The sequence below is a fragment of the Streptomyces sp. NPDC008001 genome, from assembly GCF_042958085.1.
In the GTDB taxonomy this organism is placed as follows: domain Bacteria; phylum Actinomycetota; class Actinomycetes; order Streptomycetales; family Streptomycetaceae; genus Streptomyces.
Map to the genome: position 1 here is coordinate 133,140 of NZ_JBIBIZ010000009.1, position 21,670 is coordinate 154,809.

The window sequence follows — 21,670 nt, forward strand, 5'->3', positions numbered from 1 at the left end:
GGGGGGGGGGGGGGGGCCCCCCCCCCCCCCCCCCCCCCCCCCCACGACTCGGCCGATGACTCAGCCGTAGACGATGCGGCGCAGCTGCCGCAGTGAGAGCTCCGGCGGGGCCACCGCGCGGTGCGGCAGCTCCGCCGAGATCCGCTCGAAGATCTCCGTGTTGCGCAGTCCGCCGGACTGCAGCTCGCGGTGGCGGCGGCGGACGAAGCTCTCGGTCGTCTCGTCGAAGTACGCCAGGACGTCCAGGACCACCCGGGCGGCCTCGCCGCGCTGGAGCGGCGTGCTGCGCACCAGGTGGTCCACCAGGTCGTCATGATTCATACGGCGTTCGAGCACCCGTCGATACTGAGGGGTATCCGAGACATTCGCAAGAATCCTGCCCGATATCGGGCAGGCGTGAGTGGTTCAGATGCCGGAATCGCCTAGAAACGCTTGAGTACGGCCTGTTTTGCCGTGGCGAATTCCTCATCGGTCAAGATCCCCGCACGGTGCAGCTCGCCCAGCTCCCGCAGCCGCCGCAGCAGGGCGTCATGATCGGAAGCGGCCTCGGGGGCGGGGGCGGGGGCGGCGATGGCGAGGGCGGCCGGGGGCTCGGGGAGCGCGTGCGCCGCGCCCTGTGCGCCGGCGGCGGACGGGTGCGGCAGCCGGGCCACCACCGCGGCGCCCACCACCGCCATCAGCGGGTCCTTCTTGAAGCCGAACAGTTCGATCGCATGGGGGTCGTGCTTGGGCGGGGCCTTGGTCGGCTCCCGGAGGACGACGAAGCGGAGGTAGCCGTGCTCCAGGCCCATGGAGGGCATCCACTCCACCGAGCGGACCTCCGTCAGGGCGAGCGACTGCGTACCGGCGGACTTCTTGCCCTCCTCGGTCTTCCAGTTCCACTCCAGGCGGATCCGCTCGCCGTCGAAGGTGACCGTGCCGTCCCCGGCGCCGACCGACAGCGGCAGCGTCGGGCCGGGCAGCAGATAGCGGTCCGTGGGCCCCTCCGGCACCTGCTCCAGGAGGAGGGCGTTGCGCACCTCGTCCACGAAGTACTCGGCGACGCCCGAGCGGTCGGACTCGACCGTCAGCTGATACGGATCGGCGGCGTCCGGCAGCCTGCCCCGCGCGACCTGCAGCAGGGGGTCGGCCCCGTCGCGCAGCCGGAGCCGCAGCCGGCCGCTCTTCCGGCCCGGCTCGTAGGCGATCCCCGCCACGGCGGTCAGCGGAACGGCCAGCTCACCGAGGGTCTGACGCATCAGGTGCACGCCGCGCTCGCGGCCCGGGACGATCCGTATCGTGTCGCCGTCGAAGGTCCACGTACCGTCCTTCTGGAGGATCTCAGCCATGGGGGGATTCTCTCAGGCACGTACGCTCAGGAGGACGCGGACCTTGACGCCGGCCGGGGCCGGCGATACCCAAGTGAGCGTTCGTACGCGTGAATTCCCGTGAGCGGCATGCCGAAGGGACTTCCTCTTGAGACGCACGAGCCCGAGACGCACGAGCGTGAGAAGCGAGAGTTCGAGAAGCGCGAGCGTGAGGCGCGCGAGTCCGAGACGCGCGAGTCCGGGACGCGCACGCGTGAGATGTCTTGCGGCGGCCGGTGCCGCCCTGTTGCTTGCCGCCGGGCCCGTCTCCGTCTCCGCCACGGCCGCCCCGGAGCGGGCCGCGGAGCCCGGGCCCGCCCCGCTCGGCCGCGTCGTGCCGGCCCCCGCCTCCGTCCGGCCCGGCGGGGACCCGTACGAGATCACGGCCCGCACCGTCGTCCGGGTGCCGTCCGGCAGCCCCGAGGCCGCGCGGGTCGGCGGCTACCTGGCCGGGCTGCTGCGCCCCTCGACGGGATACCGCCTGCCCGTCCAGGAGACGGAGACGGAGGCGGAGGCGGACGGCCCGGGGATCCGCCTGGTGATCGACGAGGAGGAAGGCGGGGGCGGCGCGGGAGCCCGAGCAGGCGTCCGGGAGGGGGATCCGGGCGGCGAGGACTACCGGCTGTCCGTCACCGCGCGCTCCGTGACGATCTCCGCGCGCGGGGGCGCCGGGCTCTTCCACGGCGTCCAGACGCTCCGGCAGCTGCTGCCCGCCCGCGCCGAGAGCACCGTCCGGCAGCCCGGGCCGTGGACCGTGGCGGGCGGCGAGATCACCGACGCGCCGCGCTACGGCTACCGCGGCGCGATGCTCGACGTCGCCCGGCACTTCTTCACCGTGGACCAGGTCAAGCGGTACGCCGACCAGCTCGCCCTCTACAAGTACAACGCCCTCCACCTGCACCTCTCCGACGACCAGGGCTGGCGGATCGCCATCGGCTCATGGCCCCGGCTGGCCTCGTACGGCGGCAGCACCCAGGTCGGCGGCGGGCCGGGCGGCTCCTACAGCCGGGAGGACTACCGGGAGATCGCCCGGTACGCCGCGAGCCGCTACCTCACGGTGGTCCCCGAGATCGACATGCCCGGGCACACCAACGCGGCCCTCGCCTCGTACGCCCGCCTGAACAGCGACGGCACCGCGCGGCCCCTCTACACGGGCACGGAGGTCGGCTTCAGCTCCCTGTGCGTGACCAAGCAGGACACGTACGACTTCGTGGAGGACGTCATCGGCGAGCTGGCGGCGCTCACCCCGGGTCCCTACCTGCACATCGGCGGCGACGAGGCGCACTCGACCAGCCCCGCCGACTACGCGGCCTTCATGGACCGGGTGCAGCCCGCCGTCGCCCGGCACGGCAAGACGGTCATCGGCTGGCACCAGCTGGCCGCGGCCCGGCCGGCGGAGGGCGCGCTCCTGCAGTACTGGGGCTACGACAGGACCGGGGCGGCCGAGCGCGCGCAGGTCGCGGCCGCGGCGCGGGCGGGCGCCGGCCTGATCCTCTCTCCCGCGGACCGGGCGTACCTGGACATGAAGTACACCAAGGACACGCCGCTGGGCCTGCAGTGGGCAGGGCTGGTCGAGGTGCGGCAGTCCTACGACTGGGACCCCGGCGGCTATCTGGCGGGGGCGCCCGCCTCGGCCGTGGCGGGCGTCGAGGCACCGCTGTGGACGGAGACGGTCAGCACGAGCGCCCAGCTGGAGTACATGGCCTTCCCGCGGCTGGCGGGCATCGCCGAACTCGGCTGGTCCCCGGCGGCCACGCACGACTGGTCCTCCTACCGGGCGCGGCTGGCGGCACAGGGCCCGCGCTGGGACGCGCTGGGCATCACGTACTACCGCTCGCCGCAGGTGCCCTGGCTCTGACCGGAGCCCGGGCGCCCGGCGCCGAGGGCGAGTGCCTTGATCCGTTGCGCACGCCCGGTGAAGGGTGCGGGCCGCACCCTTCACCGAGCCGCAGCGGTGCTCAGCCCGCGAACCCCAGTTCGCGGGCGATCAGCATGCGCTGCACCTCGCTCGTGCCCTCGCCGATCTCCAGGATCTTGGAGTCGCGCCACATCCGGGCCACCGGATACTCGTTCATGAAGCCGTAGCCGCCGTGGATCTGGGTGGCCTCGCGGGCGTTGGTCACCGCGATCTCGGACGAGTAGAGCTTGGCCAGGGCGGCCTCCTTCTTGAACGGCTCGCCGTGCACCAGCCGGGAGGCGGCGTCGCGCCAGGCGAGACGGGCCGTGTGCGCCCGCATCTCCATGTCGGCCAGCTTGAACTGGATCGCCTGGTTCGCCCCGATGGGCCGGCCGAAGGCCTGCCGCTCCTTGGCGTACTTCACCGACTCGTCCACGCAGCCCTGCGCCAGGCCCGTGGCCAGCGCGGAGATCGCGATCCGGCCCTCGTCCAGTATCCGCAGGAACTGGGCGTAGCCGCGGCCCTCCTCGCCGAGCAGATTGGCCTTCGGGACGCGGACGTCGGAGAAGGACAGCTCGCGGGTGTCGGAGGCGTTCCAGCCGACCTTGGAGTAGGGGGCGGCGACGGTGAAGCCGGGCGTGCCCGAGGGGACGATGATCGAGGAGATCAGCGGCTTGCCGCTGTCCGTGCGGCCGGTGACCGCGGTGACCGTGACCAGGCCCGTGATGTCCGTGCCGGAGTTGGTGATGAAGCACTTGGTGCCGTTGATCACCCACTCGCCCGTGGCCTCGTCCAGCCGGGCCGTGGTGCGCGTGCCGCCGGCGTCCGAGCCGCACTCGGGCTCGGTCAGGCCGAAGGCGCCCAGGATCTCGCCGGAGCACATCTTCGGCAGCCAGGTGCGCTTCTGCTCCTCCGTGCCGAACCGGAAGACGGGCATAGCGCCGAGCGAGACGCCGGCCTCCAGGGTGATGGCGACGGAGGAGTCGACCCGGGCCAGCTCCTCCAGGGCCAGGCCGAGGGCCAGGTAGTCGCCGCCCATGCCGCCGTACTCCTCGGGGAAGGGCAGCCCGAACAGCCCCATGCGGCCCATCTCCCGCACGATCTCGTACGGGAACTCGTGGCGCTCGTAGAAGTCGCCGATCTTCGGGGCGACCACGTCGTGTGCGAACTCCTCCACCGTGCGGCGGAGTTCCTCGTGCTCGGGGGTGAGGCGGTGGTCCAGCGGCATGGCTCAGGACTCCTGTTGGGAGAGGGCGCGGACGGTACGGGAGGGGCTGGGCCGCCCCAGCTGCTCGGCCATCCAGACGCTCGTGGCGGTGAGCTGGCCGAGGTCGACCCCGGTGCGGACACCGAGGCCGTCGAGCATCCAGAGAAGGTCTTCGGTGGCGAGATTGCCCGTGGCGCTCTTCGCGTACGGGCAGCCGCCGAGGCCGCCGGCGGAGGCGTCGACGGTGGTGACGCCGTGCCGCAGGGCGGCCAGGGTGTTGGACAGGGCCTGGCCGTAGGTGTCGTGGAAGTGGACGGCGAGCCGGCCGGTCTCCACGCCCGCCTCGTTCAGGGCGGTGAGCAGGGCCGTGACGTGGCCGGGCGTGGCGACGCCGATCGTGTCGCCCAGGCTCAGCTCGTCGCAGCCGAGGTCCAGCAGGCGGCGGCTGACCCGGACGACCTGCTCCAGCGGGACGGCGCCCTCCCAGGGGTCGCCGAAGCACATGGACAGATAGCCGCGGACGCCGAGGCCCGCCTCGCGCGCCTCGGCCACGACCGGCGCGAACATCTCCAGGGACTCGTCGACCGTCCGGTTGAGGTTCGCCTTGGCGAAGGACTCCGTGGCGCTGCCGAAGACGGCGATCTCGCGGGCGCCGAGGGCGCGGGCGCGCTCCAGGCCGCGGGCGTTGGGCACGAGGACGGGCAGCCGGGCGGGCACCCCGTCCAGGAGGGGCAGCAGCTGCTCGGCGTCGGCGAGCTGCGGCACCCACTTGGGGTGCACGAAGCTGGTGGCCTCGACCGTGCCGAGGCCGGCCGCGGCGAGGCGGCGGATGAACTCCGCCTTCACCTCGACCGGGACGACCGTCCGCTCGTTCTGCAGGCCGTCGCGGGGGCCCACCTCGTGGATCCGGACGCGGGAGGGGAGGCCGGGCTCGGGCACGGCCATGGGCAGTCCGCTGATCATGACTCCTCCGCGGGGGCGGGGGTGACGACGGCCAGCACCTGGTCCATGGCGACGGTGGCACCGGGCGTCACGTCCAGCTCGGTGACGGTGCCGTCGTGCGGGGCGGAGATGACGTGCTCCATCTTCATCGCCTCCACCACGAGCAGGCTCTGCCCGGCGCTGACGAAGTCGCCCACGCCGGCCTTGACGACGGTGACGGTGCCGGGCATGGGGGCGGTGAGGGTGTCGACGCCGCCGGCTCCGGCACCGTCCGTGACCACGACGGGGTCGTGGTCACGGAGGTGCCAGGCATCGCCGTCCCGCCCGAGCCAGGTGCCCTCCGGGCCGGGGGCCCGGTGGAAGGTGTGGGTGAGCCCGTCCAGTTCGAGGGCGACGGGGGCCGCCGGCCCGCGGGAGGGCAGCAGCTTCGCGGGGACGGGCAGGGGCGCCGGGGCCGTGGGGGAGGGCTCTCCGCTCGCGGTGCCCGGCGCGGCCGGTGCCGGGCCGGCCGTCTCCAGCACGAGCTCCGCGGCGGATGCCGCACCCCGGACGCGGACCGTCACCGGATCCTCGCCCGGCACCCGGAAGTGGTGCGCCGTCCAGGCCTGCTCGCCACCGAGGCGCCAGCCGTGCGGGACCGAGAACGGGTCCACCCAGCCCTCGCCCGGCGGTTCCAGGGCCGCCTGGCCCAGCAGCGCGGCCGCCGCGTACACCTCGTCCGGGACGGAGGACCGCACGAGCGATGCCGCGTCCCGGTCGACCAGGCCCGTGTCCAGCGCGCCGGCCACGACCTGCGGGTGGGCCAGCAGGCGGCGCAGGAAGCCCGCGTTGGTGTCGACGCCCAGGACGACCGTGTCCGCGAGGGCGGCCCGCAGGCGGCGCAGGGCCGTGGCCCGGTCCGGGCCGTGGGCGATGACCTTGGCGAGCATGGGGTCGTAGGACGTGCCGACGTCCGTGCCTTCCGCGAGGCCCGAGTCGACGCGGACGCCCTCGCCCGCCGGCTCGCGCAGCAGCCGCACGGTGCCCGCGGACGGCAGGAAGTCGACGCGGTCGCCGCCGGCGCTCACCCGCGCGGTCTCGGCGCAGATGCGGGCCTCGACCGCGTGCCCGGTGAGGGTCACGTCCTCCTGGCGTACGGTCAGCTCCTCGCCGGCGGCGACGCGGATCTGCCACTCGACCAGATCCAGGCCGGTGACCAGCTCGGTGACGGGGTGCTCGACCTGGAGGCGGGTGTTCATCTCCATGAAGTAGTACGAGGCGGGGTCGTCGCCCGGCACGATGAACTCGACCGTGCCCGCGCCCGCGTACCCGCAGGAGCGGGCCGCCTGGACGGCCGCCTCGCCCATGGCGGCGCGGGTGGCCTCGTCGAGGAACGGCGACGGGGCCTCCTCGATGATCTTCTGGTGGCGGCGCTGCAGGGAGCACTCGCGCTCGCCCAGGTGGATCACGTGGCCGTGGCCGTCGGCGAGGACCTGGATCTCGATGTGGCGGGGGCGGTCGACCCAGCGCTCGACCAGCAGGGTGTCGTCGCCGAAGGAGCCGCGGGCCTCGCGGCGCGCGGCGGCGATCTCCTCGCCGAGCAGGGCGGCGTCGCGGACGAGGCGCATGCCCTTGCCGCCGCCGCCCGCGGAGGGCTTGAGCAGGACGGGCATGCCGATCGTGAGGGCGGCGGCCGCGAGCTCGGCGTCGGTCAGGCCGCTGCCGGAGGAGCCGGGCACCACGGGCACGCCCGCGGCCTGCACGGTCTCCTTGGCGCGGATCTTGTCGCCCATCAGCTCGATGGCGGCGGCGGGCGGGCCGATGAAGGCGAGCCCGGCGTCGGTGCAGGCGCGGGCGAAGGCGGCGTTCTCGGCGAGGAAGCCGTAGCCGGGGTGGACGGCCTGCGCGCCGGTGCGGGCCGCTGCCTCCAGGAGGCGCGGTATCGACAGATAGCTCTCCGCGGCGGCCGCCGGGCCGATCCGGACGGCGGTGTCGGCCTCGCGGACGTGCCGGGCCTCCGCATCCGCGTCGCTGAACACGGCGACCGAGCGGATACCGAGCGCGCGCAGCGTGCGGATGACCCGTACGGCGATCTCGCCGCGGTTGGCGACAAGGACAGTCTCGAACATGCTCCGCCTCACATCCGGAAGACGCCGTAGCCGGGCGCCGTGGTGTCCTTCTCCGGCAGGGGGGCGTTGGCGCAGGCCGTCAGCGCCAGGCCCAGCACCTGCCGGGTCTCCAGGGGGTCGATGACGCCGTCGTCCCACAGCCGCGCGGTGGCGTAGTAGGCGCTGCCCTGCGTCTCGTACTGCTCGCGGATGGGGGCGCGGAAGGCGTCCTCCTCCTCGGCGCTCCAGGTCTCGCCGCGGCCTTCGAGCTGGTCGCGCTTGACGGTGGCGAGGACGGAGGCCGCCTGCTCGCCGCCCATGACCGAGATCTTGGCGTTGGGCCACATCCACAGGAAGCGCGGCGAATAGGCCCGGCCGCACATCGAGTAGTTCCCCGCGCCGTAGGAGCCGCCGATGACGACGGTGAGCTTGGGGACGCGGGTGCAGGCCACGGCCGTGACCATCTTGGCGCCGTGCTTGGCGATGCCGCCCGCCTCGTACTGCCGGCCGACCATGAAGCCGGAGATGTTCTGCAGGAAGACCAGGGGGATGCCGCGCTGGTCGCACAGCTCGATGAAGTGGGCGCCCTTCTGGGCGGATTCGGAGAACAGGATGCCGTTGTTGGCGACGATGCCGACGGGGTGGCCGTGGATCCGGGCGAAGCCGGTCACCAGCGTCTGCCCGAACTCGGCCTTGAACTCGGCGAACCGCGATCCGTCCACGACGCGGGAGATGACCTCGCGCACGTCGTACGGCGTGCGGGAGTCCACCGGGACGGCGCCGTAGAGCCCCGCGGGATCGACGGCGGGCTCCTCGGCCGGCTCGACGTGCCAGGGGAGCGCGCCCCGCTCGGGCAGGGTCGACACGATCGTGCGGACGATGCGCAGGGCGTGGGCGTCGTCCTCGGCGAGGTGGTCGGTGACGCCCGACACCTTCGAGTGGACCTCGCCGCCGCCGAGCTCCTCGGCGGTGACGACCTCGCCCGTGGCGGCCTTCACCAGCGGCGGGCCGCCCAGGAAGATCGTGCCCTGGCCGCGGACGATGACCGCTTCGTCGCTCATCGCCGGGACGTAGGCGCCGCCGGCGGTGCAGGAGCCGAGGACCGCGGCGATCTGCGGGACGCCCGCGCCGGACATCCGGGCCTGGTTGTAGAAGATCCGGCCGAAGTGGTCGCGGTCGGGGAAGACCTCGTCCTGCATGGGGAGGAAGGCGCCGCCCGAGTCGACCAGATACAGGCACGGCAGCCTGTTCTCCAGGGCGACCTCCTGGGCGCGCAGGTGCTTCTTGACCGTCATCGGGTAGTACGTGCCGCCCTTGACGGTGGCGTCGTTGGCGACGATCACGACCTCGCGGCCGGAGACCCGCCCGATGCCGGAGATGACGCCCGCGGCGGGCGCGGCCCCGCCGTACATCCCCTCGGCGGCCAGCGGGGCGAGCTCCAGGAAGGGCGAGCCCGGGTCCAGCAGAGAGTCCACCCGGTCGCGCGGCAGGAGCTTGCCGCGGGCCGTGTGCCGCGCCCTGGCCTTCTCGCCGCCCCCCAGCCGGGCCGCGGCCAGCCGCTCCCGCAGCCCCGCGGACAGCTCGCGGTGCGCGGCCTCGTTGGCCCGCCAGGCGTCGGACGCCGGATCGGCGGCGCTCCGCAGCGCCGGTGCCTGCTGCATGTACTCGAGCTCCTTGCTCGGGCCCACCGGCCCGGCCCATGACCCACTCGGTTAATGAGCGTTAACACGTTTCCTTCAGGTTAACGACCACTAACGCCGCTGTCTAGAATTACTTTCGTGAACGACGCACCAACCCGCACCCCGGCCCCCGCCGCGCCCACCCGCCGCGAGCAGATCCTCGAAGAGGCGGCCCGGCTCTTCGCCGAGCGCGGCTTCCACGGCGTGGGGGTCGACGAGATAGGGGCGGCCGTCGGGATCAGCGGCCCCGGCCTCTACCGGCACTTCGCCGGCAAGGACGCGATGCTCGCCGAGCTGCTGGTCGGCATCAGCGAGCGGCTCTTCGCGGGCGGGCGCCGCCGCGTCATCGAGGCCGCCTCGGCGGGCGGCGGCCCGGCCGCCGTGCTGGGCTCCCTCATCGACGGTCACATCGACTTCGCGCTGGACGACCGGGCGCTGATCATCCTCCACGACCGGGAGCTGGGCCAGCTGCGCGACAGCGACCGCAAGCAGGTGCGCTCGCTCCAGCGGCAGTACGTGGAGCTGTGGGTCGACGTCGTCCGCCGGCTCCACCCGGGTCCGGACGAGGCCGAGGTCCGCGCCGCCGTCCACGCCGTCTTCGGCCTGCTCAACTCCACCCCCCACCTCGGCCGCCCGGGCGCCCTCCCCGGGCGCGAGGCCACCGCGGCCCTGCTGCGCCGCCTGGCCCACGGAGCCTTCGAGGCGCTCTCGGCCGGCGTCACCCGTACGGCCTAGCCGGCCCTGGACAGCCCTGGTGACTCCCCGGTAGCTTCGCCTGAGCAAGCGCTTGGCCAGGCATGAGCCCGGGGTCCCCGGGCCCGCACGAGGGGATGGCAGCCAATGCGTCGCACGGTGTACAGCGAGGACCACGAGGCCTTCCGCGGAACGATCCGCGACTTCATCGCGACCGAGGTCGTGCCCGTCTACGACGAGTGGCGGGAGGCGGGCGCCGTCCCGCGCGAGTTCTACAAGAAGCTCGGCGACCTCGGTGTCTTCGGCATCGAGGTGCCCGAGGAGTACGGCGGGGCGGGCGAGGGCGGCGGGTTCAAGTTCCACGCCGTCATCACCGAGGAGTGCGCCCGCGCGGGCGTCAGCTTCGGCGGCAGCAGCGTGCACACCGCGCTGTGCCTGCCGTACCTCCTCAAGTACGCCACCGAGGAACAGAAGCGGCGCTGGCTCCCGCCCTTCGTCTCCGGCGACATGATGACCGCCATCGCCATGACCGAGCCCGGCACCGGCTCCGACCTGGCCGGCATGCGGACCACCGCGAAGCTCTCCGAGGACGGCACGCACTACGTCCTCAACGGCGCGAAGACCTTCATCACCGGCGGCGTCCAGGCCGACCGCGTGCTCGTCTGCGCCCGCACCGCCCCTCCCTCCCCCCAGGACCGGCGCGCCGGCATCTCCATCCTGGCCGTCGACACCTCCTCCGAGGGCTACGCGGTCGGCCGCAAGCTGGAGAAGCTCGGCCTGAAGACCTCCGACACCGCCGAACTGTCCTTCACCGACGTCAAGGTGCCCGTCGAGGACCTCCTCGGCGAGGAGGGCAAGGCCTTCGGCTACCTGGGGCAGAACCTCCCGCAGGAGCGGCTCGGCATCGCCGTCGCCGCCTACGCCCAGTCCGCCGCGGCCGTCGGGTTCGCCAAGGCCTACGTGCAGGACCGCACGGTCTTCGGCACGTCCGTCGCGTCCTTCCAGAACACCAAGTTCGTGCTGGCCGACTGCAAGGCGGAGGTCGACGCGATGGAGGCGGTCGTCGACCGCGCCCTGGACGCCCACGAGGCGGGCGAGCTGTCCGCCGCCGACGCGGCCTCCGCCAAGCTCTTCACCACCGAGCGGGCGGCCGTCGTCATCGACAAGTGCCTCCAGCTCCACGGCGGTTACGGCTACATGATGGAGTACCCCATCGCCCGCCTGTACGCCGACACCCGCGTCAGCCGCATCTACGGCGGCACCAGCGAGGTCATGCGCTCCATCATCGCCAAGTCCATGGGCCTGTAAGGCCGGTAAGACCCAGTACTCCTATGAACGAGCCCCTTACCACCCGTATACCGCCGGCAGAGCCGCCCACCCCGCTGGACGAACTGCTCGCCCTCCTCGACCTCGAACCCATCGAGCAGGACATCTTCCGGGGCCGCACCGGCCGTGCCGTCCTCGTCCCGCGCGTGTTCGGCGGCCAGGTCGCCGCGCAGGCCCTCGTCGCCGCGGGGCGCACCGTCCCTGCCGACCGCCCGCCGCACTCCCTGCACTCCTACTTCCTGCGGCCCGGTGACCCCGCCGTGCCCATCGTCTACACCGTCGACCGCATCCGCGACGGCGGCTCCTTCACCACGCGCCGCGTGGTAGCCGTCCAGCACGGGCAGCCGATCTTCCACCTGTCCGCGTCCTTCCAGCGCCACGAGGAGGGCCTGGAGCACCAGGAGGCCATGCCGCCGGCTCCCGCCCCCGAGGCCCTTCCCACGGCCGCGGAGACGCTGTCCCGCTACGCCCCGCTCCTCGGCGGCCGGGGCGTCGTGGACCGCATCCTGGACGCCCGCTCGGCGGTCGACCTGCGGTACGCGGACGAGCCGCCGTTCGGCAGCGTGGGCGAGCCGCGCGAGCCCAAGTCGCAGGTGTGGTTCCGCACCAACGGCAAACTGGCCGACGACCCCCTGCTCCACATCTGCCTGGCCACCTACGTCTCCGACATGACGCTCCTCGACTCCGTCCTCCTGGCCCACGGCCGCGGCGGCTGGGCCGTCGGGGACGTCGTCGGCGCGAGCCTGGACCACGCGATGTGGTTCCACCGGCCGTTCCGCGCCGACGAGTGGCTGCTGTACGACCAGGAGAGCCCGACGTCCCAGGGCGGCCGCGGCCTGGCCCGCGGGCGGATCTTCACGGAAGACGGCCGGCTGGCGGTGTCGGTGATCCAGGAGGGCGTGGTGAGGGTTCCTCGCCCGCGGACGTGACGGGCCGGTAGCATCGGTGAGTTGACGCGACCGGTGGGAGTGGAGGGGGCCGGATGGCACGCGTGGCCGCACGGATGGGAACGGCGCCGAGGATACTGCTGATGGCGGGAGGTGCCGTGAGCATCGTCCTGGCCGTCCTGCTGGTCTTCCTCTGGCACAGCCCGATCGTCGAGGCGACGGGGGTGCCCAAGCTGGTGGGCTTCCTGGTGTTCCGGGGAGCCGAGGCCGCCCTGCTCTGGGGCGGCGCCTGGCTCTGCGTCCGCGGCTGGAACGGCGGCTCCGCGCCGGCGGAAGGCTAGGCCTAGCCTTCCGCGGCAAGCCCCGCCGCGCCCAGCAGGTACGCCGTCATCGGCTCGTAGAAGCGCGGGTCCACCACGTGGTCGTCCATCGGGACGGCCACCTGCAGCGTGCCCTCGGCCTCCGCGAGGAAGAGCGCCGGGTCGTTGGAGTCCGCGTAGCCCACCGCGTCGATGCCGCGCTGCGCCGCGCAGCCCGCCCAGCCGTGGTCGGCGACGACCAGGTCCGGCAGCGGGCGGCCCTCCCGCAGGAGGCCGTCGAGGATCGCGGTCATCGGATTGGGGGAGTGGGTGTGCCAGAGGGTCGCCCCGCCCTCGTACACCGCCACGTCCGCGAACTGCACGACGCAGCCCTCGTCCGCGCCGAGCCCGCCGGGGATCCGGACGACCTCGCAGCCCGCCGCCCGCATCGCCGCCGCCGTCGTGCGGTGCACGTCCAGCAGGGCGCCCGGGTGGCCGGTGGCGAAGAGGACCCGCTGCCGGCTCTCCGCCGCCTTGCGCAGCACGTTCGCCATGCGGTCCAGGGCGTCGGCCGTCAGTTGGGGGTCGATGTGGTCCTGGCCGGCCCGGTGGTTCAGGTCGTCGCTGACGCCGCACCGCTCCGCCATGACGGCGAGCACGTCCTGCTCGTCCGTCCAGCGGTCGCCCAGCTCCAGCCCGAGCCAGTAGCGGCGGTCGCCGTTGGCGAGCTTGCGGTAGTGGTCGAGGTTGTTCTCGCGCGGGGTCGCCACGGCGCCGGCGATGCGCGTGCGGACGAGGTGATCGATCAGTTCGCTGCGGGACGGTATCGGCATGCCGTTCATTGTCTCCCCCGGTCGTGCGGTGCTGGACGTGGTGTCCATATGGCGGTGCCGGACCCACTGATACGTACATGTGCGGATTCCGCCGCCCTGCCTACCCTCGGGTACGTCCACCGCAGCCGCCCCGACGTTGGTTCGACCGTAACGCGTCCGTGATTCGAGAGGCACTCGCATGACCCCCCAGAACGGCCCTGCCCCCCGTGAACCGCGCGGCCCCGTCGACTCCTCCCGCATCCCGCGCTACGCCGGCCCCGCGACCTTCGCCCGCCTGCCGCGCCTGGACGAGGTCGGCACGGCGGACGTGGCCGTCGTCGGCGTCCCCTTCGACACCGGCGTCTCCTACCGGCCCGGCGCCCGCTTCGGCGGCAACGCCATCCGCGAGGCCTCCCGCCTGCTGCGCCCGTACAACCCGGCCCAGGACGCCTCGCCCTTCGCCCTCGCGCAGGTCGCCGACGCCGGTGACATCGCCGCGAACCCGTTCAACATCGACGAGGCCGTCGAGACCATCGAGGCCGCCGCGGACGACATCCTCGGCACCGGCGCCCGCATGATGACCCTGGGCGGCGACCACACCATCGCCCTGCCCCTGCTGCGCTCGGTCGCCAAGAAGCACGGCCCCGTCGCCCTGCTGCACTTCGACGCGCACCTCGACACCTGGGACACCTACTTCGGCGCCGAGTACACCCACGGCACGCCGTTCCGCCGCGCCGTCGAGGAGGGCATCCTCGACACCGAGGCGCTGTCGCACGTCGGCACGCGCGGCCCGCTGTACGGCAAGAAGGACCTCACCGACGACGAGAAGATGGGCTTCGGCATCGTCACCTCCGCCGACGTCATGCGCCGCGGCGTCGACGAGATCGCCGACCAGCTGCGCCAGCGCGTCGGCGACCGCCCGCTGTACATCTCGATCGACATCGACGTCCTGGACCCGGCCCACGCGCCCGGCACCGGCACCCCGGAGGCCGGCGGCCTGACCTCCCGCGAGCTGCTGGAGATCATCCGCGGCCTGTCCGGCTGCCACCTGGTCTCCGCGGACCTGGTCGAGGTCGCCCCCGCGTACGACCACGCCGAGATCACCTCGGTGGCGGCGTCCCACGCGGCCTACGAGCTGACGACGATCATGTCGCGGCAGATCGCGGCCTCGCGCGGCTGACACGGCTCCTTCCCGGAGCGCCGTACGGACCGGAAGAACCGGCCCGTACGGCGCTCCGCGCTTTCCGGAGGCCCGCAGCGGCGTCAAAGGTGCGTAAGCCGGGCCCTGCGGCCCGACAAGGCCGCGTCAGGATCCGGTGACGGGCCGTGCCCGGACGGTTGGCTGAGGTGATCACCCGCCCCCGTCGAAGGCCACCCCGTTGACGCTGCACCTGCTCCCCGGACAGGAAGTCCCCAGCCCGAGCCCCGCACCGCCCGCCGGACGGAAACGGCACCGGCGGGTGGCCGGGGGCGCCGTCGACCTCCGCCGGATGGCCGCCTCCCTCCCGGACGCCTTCCGCAAGCTGCACCCCCGGGTCATGGTCAAGCACCCGGTGCTGTTCGTGGTCGAGGCGGGCTCCGTCCTCACCACCCTCTCCGCGCTCCTCGCCCCGTCCGCCTTCGCCTGGCTCATCAGCGTCTGGCTCTGGCTGACCGTCCTCTTCGCCAACCTGGCCGAGGCCGTCGCCGAGGGCCGCGGCAAGGCCCAGGCCGAGACGCTGCGCCGCACCCGCGACACCACCGTCGCCCGCCGGCTGCGCTCCTGGCGGGTCGGCATGGACCGGCGCGACCGGGTGGAGGAGCGCGTGCTCGCCGCGGACCTGCGCCCGCAGGACTTCGTGGTCGTGGAGGCGGGCGGGACCGTTCCCGGCGACGGCGAGGTCGTCGAGGGCGTCGCGTCGGTGGACGAGTCGGCCGTCACCGGCGAGTCCGCGCCGGTCATCCGCGAGGCCGGGGGCGACCGCTCGGGCGTCACCGGCGGTACGACGGTGCTGTCCGACCGGATCATCGTCCGCGTCACGTCGCGCCCCGGGCACACCTTCCTCGACCGGATGATCGCCCTGGTCGAGGGCACCAGCCGGCAGAAGACCCCCAACGAGCTGGCCCTGAACATCCTGCTCGCCTCACTGACCGTGATCTTCATCCTGGCCGTGGTGTCGCTGCAGCCCATGGCCGAATGGGCGGGCGCCCCGCAGAGCATCACCGTCCTCGTCGCACTTCTCGTCACTCTCATCCCCACGACCATCGGCGCCCTGCTGTCCGCGATCGGCATCGCCGGCATGGACCGCCTCGTCCAGCGCAACGTCCTCGCCCTCTCCGGCCGTGCCGTGGAGGCCGCCGGGGACGTCAACACGCTCCTCCTGGACAAGACCGGGACCATCACCCTGGGCAACCGCCGGGCGGCCTCCTTCGTGCCCGTCAGAGGCGTCCCGCACGAGCTCCTGGCCGACGCCGCCCAGCTCGCCTCCCTGGCCGACCGGACGCCCGAGGGACGCTCCATCGTGGCCCTCGCGCAGGAGTACGGGATCCGCCACGGCGACGAGGAGTTCGCGCACGGCCGCTTCGTACCGTTCTCCGCGCAGACGAGGATGAGCGGGGCGGACTTCGCCCACGACGGCGAGTTCTGCCGCATCCGCAAGGGCGCCGGCAGCGCGGTCGCGGAGTGGGTGACCCGGCGCGGCGGCGAGGTCCCCGCCGAGGCCGGCTGGATCGCGGACTCCATCGCGGCCGGCGGCGGCACCCCGCTGCTCGTCGCCCTGGAGGACGCGTCCGGCGCCCGGGTGCTCGGCGCCGTCCACCTCAAGGACGTCGTCAAGCCCGGCATCGCCGAGCGGTTCGCCGAACTGCGCGCCATGGGCATCAAGACCGTCATGGTCACCGGCGACAACCCGCTCACCGCCAAGGCCATCGCCGCCGAGGCCGGCGTGGACGACTACATCGCCGAGGCGACGCCCGAGCACAAGCTCGCCCGCATCCGCGAGGAACAGGCCGGCGGCAAGCTGGTGGCGATGACGGGCGACGGCACGAACGACGCCCCCGCGCTGGCGCAGGCGGACGTCGGCGTGGCCATGAACACCGGCACCTCGGCCGCCAAGGAGGCCGGGAACATGGTGGACCTGGACTCCGACCCCACCAAGCTCATCGAGATCGTCAAGATCGGCAAGCAGCTGCTCATCACCCGCGGCGCGCTCACCACCTTCTCCATCTGCAACGACGTCGCCAAGTACTTCGCGATCGTCCCCGCCATGTTCGGCGGTGTCGCCGGCTACGAGGGCCTGGAGAAGCTCAACGTCATGGGCCTGCACAGCCCGACCTCGGCCATCGCCTCCGCGATCATCTTCAACGCCCTGGTCATCGTCGCCCTGATCCCCCTCGCCCTGCGCGGCGTCCGCTACGCGCCCTCCAGCGCGCACGCCCTGCTGCGCCGCAACCTCGGCCTGTACGGGGCGGGCGGGCTGATCGCGCCCTTCGCCGGCATCAAACTCATCGACCTCGCCCTGCAGTTCATGCCGGGCCTGTGAGGGACAGGGGCGGCTCGTGAGGCCTACGGTGGACCGCGTCGCCCGCAGCCGACCGAGGAGACCCGCCCCGTGCGTACCCGATCCGCGCTTGCCGCCGCCGCTGCCGCGCTCGCCGCTGCCACGTGCCTGAGCCCGACGACCGCTCGGGCGGACGCGCCCACGCGCGCGCCCGCGCACGCGTGCTCGCCGTCCGTCCGGATCGACGGCTTCTCCGACGCCCTGGACAAGACGACGTTCCGGGGCTCGTTCGTGGGCAACCTGTCGGCGCTCGCGGTCGACAAGGACGGCACGGTCGCGGCGCTCTCCGACCGCTCCCAGCTGTTCTCCCTCGACGTGCGGCAGAGACCGCACGCGGCCCCCGTACGGGTTGTCGACCTCGCCGATGAGAAGGGCGGCCCGCTCGACTCCGAAGGGCTGGCGGTCGACCGTGACGGCACCCGGCTGGTCACCTCCGAGACCGAGCCCTCCGTCCGCCGCTACGACAAGGACGGCAAGCTGCTGGGCCGGCTGGCCGTCCCCGCAGCACTGCAGGTCGCCCCGGCCGGGCGCGCCACGGCCAACCAGACCTTCGAGGGCCTGACCCTGCAGCCGGGCGGCCGCACCCTGCTCGCCTCCATGGAGCAGTCCCTCGCGGGCGACGGGCAGGACGCCGCCGGCAGGCCGCTCGTGCGCGTGCAGAGCTGGCAGCGGCACGGCCGGCAGGAGTTCGCCCTCGGTCCGCAGTACGCCTACCCGGCCGACAAGGGCCTCGGCGTCGCCGAGATCACCGCGGCCGGGGACGGCCGCCTCCTCGTCCTGGAGCGCGGCTTCACCGCGGGAGTGGGCAACACCGTGCGGCTCTACCTCGCGGACCCGCGCCGCGCGAGCGACGTCACCGCCGTCACGCACCTGCCGGGCGGCCCCGCTACCCGCCCCATGGGCAAGAAGCTGCTCGCCGACCTCGGCGCCTGCCCGTCCCTGGGCGCGACCGCGCGGCAGCCCCAGCGCAACCCTCTCCTGGACAACGTCGAGGGGCTCGCCGTCACGCGCCGGAGCGGAGGAAACCTCCGCCTGCTGCTGGTGAGCGACGACAACCAGAACCCTGCGCAGATCACCCGCCTCTACTCGCTCACGGTGCGCCTGCCGCGGCCGTAGCGGAGGCGGAGTCCCCGGCCTCCTGCCCGTCCTTTGTTGCGGCGGGATGAAATCCGCAGCCCAGGGCGTTGGGCCCTCCGTCAGCAGGACGAGAGCGGCAGTGCAGGAGGCCCGGGTGGCAGCGGCGAAGGACACGACAGGTCAAGGATGGGCCAGGCGGCTCGCCGGCTACTGCTGGCGCTACCGCGGCACGGTGCTCCTCGCCCTCGGCTCCTCGCTCGCCGGCATGGCCGTCATGGCGCTGGTGCCCCTCATACCCAGGCTGATCATCGACGACGTGATCGGCTCCCACCAGCGCCCCCTGGCGCCCTGGGCCGCCCTCCTCATAGCCGCCGCCGTAGTCGTCTACGGCCTGACGTACGTCCGCCGCTACTACGGCGGAAAGCTCGCCCTCGACGTCCAGCACGACCTGCGGACGGAGATGCACGCCGCGATCACGCGGCTCGACGGCCGGCGCCAGGACGAGCTGTCCACCGGGCAGGTCGTCGGCCGCGCCACCAGCGACCTCCAGCTCATCCAGAGCCTCCTCTTCATGCTGCCGATGATGATCGGCAACCTCATGCTCTTCGCCATCTCGCTCGTCGTGATGGTGACCCTCTCCCCGCTCCTGACCGTCGTCGCCCTCGCCGTCGCCCCCGCGCTGTGGGTCCTCGCCAAGCACAGCCGCACCCGGCTCTTCCCCGCCACCTGGTACGCCCAGGGACAGGCCGCGGCCGTCGCCGGCGTCGTGGACGGCGCCGTCACCGGCGTCCGCGTCGTCAAGGGGTTCGGCCAGGAGGAGCAGGAGACCGCCAAGCTCCGCGAGGTGAGCCGCAGGCTCTTCGCCGGCCGCCTGCGCACCGTGCGCCTCAACTCCCGCTACACCCCGGCCCTCCAGGCCGTCCCCGCCCTCGGCCAGGTCGCCATGCTCGCCCTCGGCGGCTGGATGGCCACCCGCGGCCAGATCACCCTCGGCACGTTCGTCGCCTTCTCGACCTACCTCGCGCAGCTCGTCGGCCCCGTGCGGATGCTCACCATGGTCCTCACCGTCGGCCAGCAGGCCCGCGCCGGCGTCGAGCGCGTCCTCGAACTCGTCGACACCGAGCCGGTCGTGGAGGAGCGCCCGGACGCCCGCGAGCTGCCCGCGGACGCCCCCGCCACCGTCGAGTTCGACAAGGTCTCCTTCGGCTACGACCCCGCGCGGTCCGTCCTCGACGGCTTCACCCTGCGCATCGAGCCCGGCGAGACCGTGGCCGTCGTCGGCGCCTCCGGCAGCGGCAAGTCCACCGTCTCCCTGCTGCTGCCGCGCTTCTACGACGTCACCGGCGGCGCCGTGCGCGTCGGCGGGCACGACGTCCGCGACCTCACCCTGTCCTCCCTGCGCGCCGCCATCGGCCTCGTGCCCGAGGACAGCTTCCTGTTCTCCGACAGCATCCGCGACAACATCGCCTACGGGCACCCGGACGCCACCGACGAGCAGATCCGCGCCGCCGCACGCGCCGCTCAGGCGGACGGCTTCATCAGCGAACTGCCCGACGGCTACGACACCGCCGTCGGCGAACAGGGCCTCACCCTCTCCGGCGGCCAGCGCCAGCGCATCGCCCTCGCCCGCGCGATCCTCACCGACCCGCGCCTGCTCCTCCTGGACGACGCGACGTCCGCGGTCGACGCCCGCGTGGAGCACGAGATCCACGAGGCACTGCGCAGCGTCATGGCCGGCCGGACGACGCTGCTCATCGCCCACCGGGCGTCGACGCTGGCGCTCGCCGACCGGATCGCCGTTCTGGACGGCGGCCGGCTCGTGGACGTCGGCACGGCGGAGGAGCTGGAGGAGCGCTGCGAGAGGTACCGCGAGCTGCTGACGGACCCGGGTGAGCTCGCCGGCGTCACGAAGGACCCCGCCGGGCTGGCGGCCCCGGTCACCGTGGCTCCGGCCGGCAAGCCCGGGCGGGCTGCCGTGAACGGCGTCACTCCCTCCCTGTGGGTGCGCAAGGACGAGCCCTCCGGCTCCGCCGACGGCGTCACGGGGATGCCCGCCACGCCCGAACTGCTCGCCAAGGTGGCCGCACTGCCGCCCGCGGACGACACCCCGGACGTGGACGAGGAGCGGGCCGCGCGTCCCGAGGAGGCGTACGGGCTGCGGCAGCTGCTGCGCGGCTTCCGCACGCCGCTCGTCCTCAGCCTGCTGCTCGTCGCCGTCGACGCCGTCGCCGGCCTGCTGCTGCCCGTCCTGATCCGGCACGGCATCGACAAGGGCGTCCAGCAGCTCACCCTGGGAGCGGTGTGGGCGGCCTCGGGGCTGGCCCTGCTCGTCGTCACGGTGCAGTGGGCCGCGCAGGTCGCTGAGACGCGGCTGACGGGCCGCACGGGCGAGCGCATCCTCTACGCGCTGCGCGTGAAGATCTTCGCCCAGCTGCAGCGCCTGGGCCTGGACTACTACGAGCGCGAGCTCACCGGCAAGATCATGACGCGGATGACGACGGACGTGGACGCCCTGTCGACGTTCCTGCAGACCGGCCTGGTCACCGCCGTCGTCTCCGTCCTCACCTTCTTCGGCATCCTCGTCGCCCTCCTCGTCATCGACGTGGAGCTGGCCCTCGTCGTCTTCGCGACCCTGCCGCTGCTGGTCGCCGGGACCGCCGTCTTCCGCCGGCAGAGCGTCAAGGCGTACGAGCTGGCGCGCGAGCGCGTCGGGCTGGTCAACGCGGACCTGCAGGAGAGCGTCGCGGGCCTGCGCATCGTGCAGGCGTTCCGGCGGGAGGAGACGGGCGCCCGGCGGTTCGCGGAGCGCAGCTGGTCCTACCGGCAGGCGCGGGTGCGCGGCCAGTGGCTGATATCGGTCTACTTCCCGTTCGTGCAGCTGCTGTCGTCCGTGGCCGCCGCGGCGGTCCTCATCGTGGGCGCGGGCCGGGTGAGCGACGGCACGCTGACGGCGGGCGCGCTGGTGGCCTACCTGCTCTACATCGACCTGTTCTTCGCCCCCGTCCAGCAGCTGTCGCAGGTCTTCGACGGCTACCAGCAGGCCACCGTCTCGCTCGGCCGGGTGCAGGGCCTGCTGCGCGAGCCGACGACCACGCCCGTGGCGGAGCGGCCGCGCGCGGTGCGGGAGCTGAGCGGCGAGATCGTCTTCGATGACGTGGCCTTCCGCTACGGCGACGGCGAGAATGCCCTGTCCGGCATCCGGCTGACGATCCCGGCCGGCCAGACGGTGGCGTTCGTCGGTGAGACCGGCGCCGGCAAGTCGACCCTGGTGAAGCTGGTGGCGCGCTTCTACGACCCGACGGGCGGCGCCGTCCGCGTCGACGGGCACGACCTGCGCGAGCTGGACCCCACCGGATACCGGCACCGGCTCGGCGTCGTCCCGCAGGAGCCGTACCTGTTCCCCGGCACGGTGCGGGACGCCATCGCCTACGGGCGCCCGGACGCCACCGACGCCGAGGTGGAGGCCGCGGCGCGGGCGGTCGGGGCGCACGAGATGGTCGCCACGCTCGACGGCGGCTACCTGCACGAGGTCACCGAGCGCGGCCGCAACCTCTCCGCGGGCCAGCGCCAGCTGATCGCCCTGGCCCGCGCGGAGCTGGTGGACCCGGACATCCTGCTGCTGGACGAGGCCACCGCGGCGCTCGACCTGGCGACCGAGGGGCTGGTCAACCAGGCCACGGAGCGGCTGGCCGGACGCCGCACGACGCTCGTGGTCGCCCACCGGCTGACCACGGCGGCCCGCGCGGACCGGGTGGTGGTCCTCGACCACGGCCGCGTCGCCGAGGACGGCACGCACGACGAGCTGCTGGCCCGGGAAGGGCGCTACGCGGAGCTGTGGCGGACGTTCACGGGCGAGGCCGTCCCGGCATAGGTGCGGGG

Annotated in this window: 16 protein-coding genes; 9 read left to right on the plus strand and 7 right to left on the minus strand. The window is 73.3% G+C overall.

Going from position 1 to position 21,670, the window contains the following annotated elements; genetic code table 11:
• Positions 1 to 60: 60 nt before the first annotated feature.
• Positions 61 to 336: a hypothetical protein gene (locus tag ACFZCD_RS24425; protein ID WP_194960160.1), complete on the minus strand. Its 276-nt coding sequence runs from the start codon at positions 334 to 336 to the stop codon at positions 61 to 63.
• A gap of 86 nt (positions 337 to 422) precedes the next feature.
• A complete protein-coding gene (locus ACFZCD_RS24430; protein ID WP_391834260.1) occupies positions 423 to 1,328 on the minus strand; it encodes a DUF4429 domain-containing protein in 906 nt (301 codons plus the stop codon).
• Between the two features lie 232 nt (positions 1,329 to 1,560).
• Between ACFZCD_RS24430 and ACFZCD_RS24435 the strand changes: the two genes are divergently transcribed.
• Positions 1,561 to 3,204, plus strand: coding sequence for a beta-N-acetylhexosaminidase (locus ACFZCD_RS24435; protein ID WP_391834262.1), 1,644 nt, complete (start codon positions 1,561 to 1,563; stop codon positions 3,202 to 3,204).
• A 100-nt stretch (positions 3,205 to 3,304) separates the two neighbouring features.
• Here the strand turns inward: ACFZCD_RS24435 and ACFZCD_RS24440 are convergent, their stop codons facing one another.
• From ACFZCD_RS24440 to ACFZCD_RS24455, 4 genes are read right to left on the minus strand one after another with little or no spacing between them, the layout of a single operon-like run.
• Positions 3,305 to 4,465 (minus strand): acyl-CoA dehydrogenase family protein, encoded by a 1,161-nt coding sequence (locus ACFZCD_RS24440; RefSeq protein ID WP_391834832.1) that lies wholly within the window; start codon positions 4,463 to 4,465, stop codon positions 3,305 to 3,307.
• Positions 4,466 to 4,474: 9 nt separating this feature from the next.
• Entirely contained in the window at positions 4,475 to 5,413 is a 939-nt protein-coding gene (locus ACFZCD_RS24445; RefSeq protein WP_391834264.1) for a hydroxymethylglutaryl-CoA lyase, read from the minus strand.
• Entirely contained in the window at positions 5,410 to 7,500 is a 2,091-nt protein-coding gene (locus ACFZCD_RS24450; protein WP_391834266.1) for a biotin carboxylase N-terminal domain-containing protein, read from the minus strand. Before ACFZCD_RS24450 ends, ACFZCD_RS24445 begins: the two co-directional genes overlap by 4 nt.
• 8 nt (positions 7,501 to 7,508) lie before the next feature.
• Entirely contained in the window at positions 7,509 to 9,140 is a 1,632-nt protein-coding gene (locus ACFZCD_RS24455) for a carboxyl transferase domain-containing protein (protein ID WP_391834268.1), read from the minus strand.
• Between the two features lie 117 nt (positions 9,141 to 9,257).
• On the opposite strand from ACFZCD_RS24455, the gene ACFZCD_RS24460 reads away from it, so the two are divergent.
• The 4 genes from ACFZCD_RS24460 (at position 9,258) to ACFZCD_RS24475 (ending at position 12,405) form a co-directional block, all read left to right on the plus strand.
• Positions 9,258 to 9,893, plus strand: a complete 636-nt coding sequence (locus ACFZCD_RS24460; RefSeq protein ID WP_391834270.1) for a TetR/AcrR family transcriptional regulator — start codon at positions 9,258 to 9,260, stop codon at positions 9,891 to 9,893.
• A 105-nt stretch (positions 9,894 to 9,998) separates the two neighbouring features.
• Entirely contained in the window at positions 9,999 to 11,159 is a 1,161-nt protein-coding gene (locus ACFZCD_RS24465; RefSeq protein WP_391834272.1) for an acyl-CoA dehydrogenase family protein, read from the plus strand.
• Positions 11,160 to 11,182: 23 nt separating this feature from the next.
• A complete protein-coding gene (gene tesB, locus ACFZCD_RS24470; RefSeq protein WP_391834274.1) occupies positions 11,183 to 12,106 on the plus strand; it encodes an acyl-CoA thioesterase II in 924 nt (307 codons plus the stop codon).
• A gap of 101 nt (positions 12,107 to 12,207) precedes the next feature.
• Entirely contained in the window at positions 12,208 to 12,405 is a 198-nt protein-coding gene (locus ACFZCD_RS24475) for a hypothetical protein (RefSeq protein ID WP_391834276.1), read from the plus strand.
• Positions 12,406 to 12,407: 2 nt separating this feature from the next.
• Here ACFZCD_RS24475 and ACFZCD_RS24480 read toward each other — a convergent pair whose 3' ends face one another.
• Complete coding sequence (locus tag ACFZCD_RS24480) at positions 12,408 to 13,196, minus strand: phosphatase (protein WP_391834278.1); 789 nt, start codon at positions 13,194 to 13,196, stop codon at positions 12,408 to 12,410.
• A gap of 178 nt (positions 13,197 to 13,374) precedes the next feature.
• On the opposite strand from ACFZCD_RS24480, the gene speB reads away from it, so the two are divergent.
• The 4 genes from speB (at position 13,375) to ACFZCD_RS24500 (ending at position 21,662) form a co-directional block, all read left to right on the plus strand.
• A complete protein-coding gene (gene speB / locus ACFZCD_RS24485) occupies positions 13,375 to 14,355 on the plus strand; it encodes an agmatinase (RefSeq protein WP_391834280.1) in 981 nt (326 codons plus the stop codon).
• Positions 14,356 to 14,713: 358 nt separating this feature from the next.
• The gene (gene kdpB, locus ACFZCD_RS24490; protein WP_391834834.1) at positions 14,714 to 16,696 is read left to right on the plus strand and encodes a potassium-transporting ATPase subunit KdpB; all 1,983 of its coding nucleotides are present in this window, start codon (positions 14,714 to 14,716) and stop codon (positions 16,694 to 16,696) included.
• A gap of 69 nt (positions 16,697 to 16,765) precedes the next feature.
• Positions 16,766 to 17,830, plus strand: a complete 1,065-nt coding sequence (locus ACFZCD_RS24495) for an esterase-like activity of phytase family protein (protein ID WP_391834282.1) — start codon at positions 16,766 to 16,768, stop codon at positions 17,828 to 17,830.
• A gap of 115 nt (positions 17,831 to 17,945) precedes the next feature.
• The gene (locus ACFZCD_RS24500; RefSeq protein WP_391834284.1) at positions 17,946 to 21,662 is read left to right on the plus strand and encodes an ABC transporter ATP-binding protein; all 3,717 of its coding nucleotides are present in this window, start codon (positions 17,946 to 17,948) and stop codon (positions 21,660 to 21,662) included.
• Positions 21,663 to 21,670: the final 8 nt, after the last annotated feature.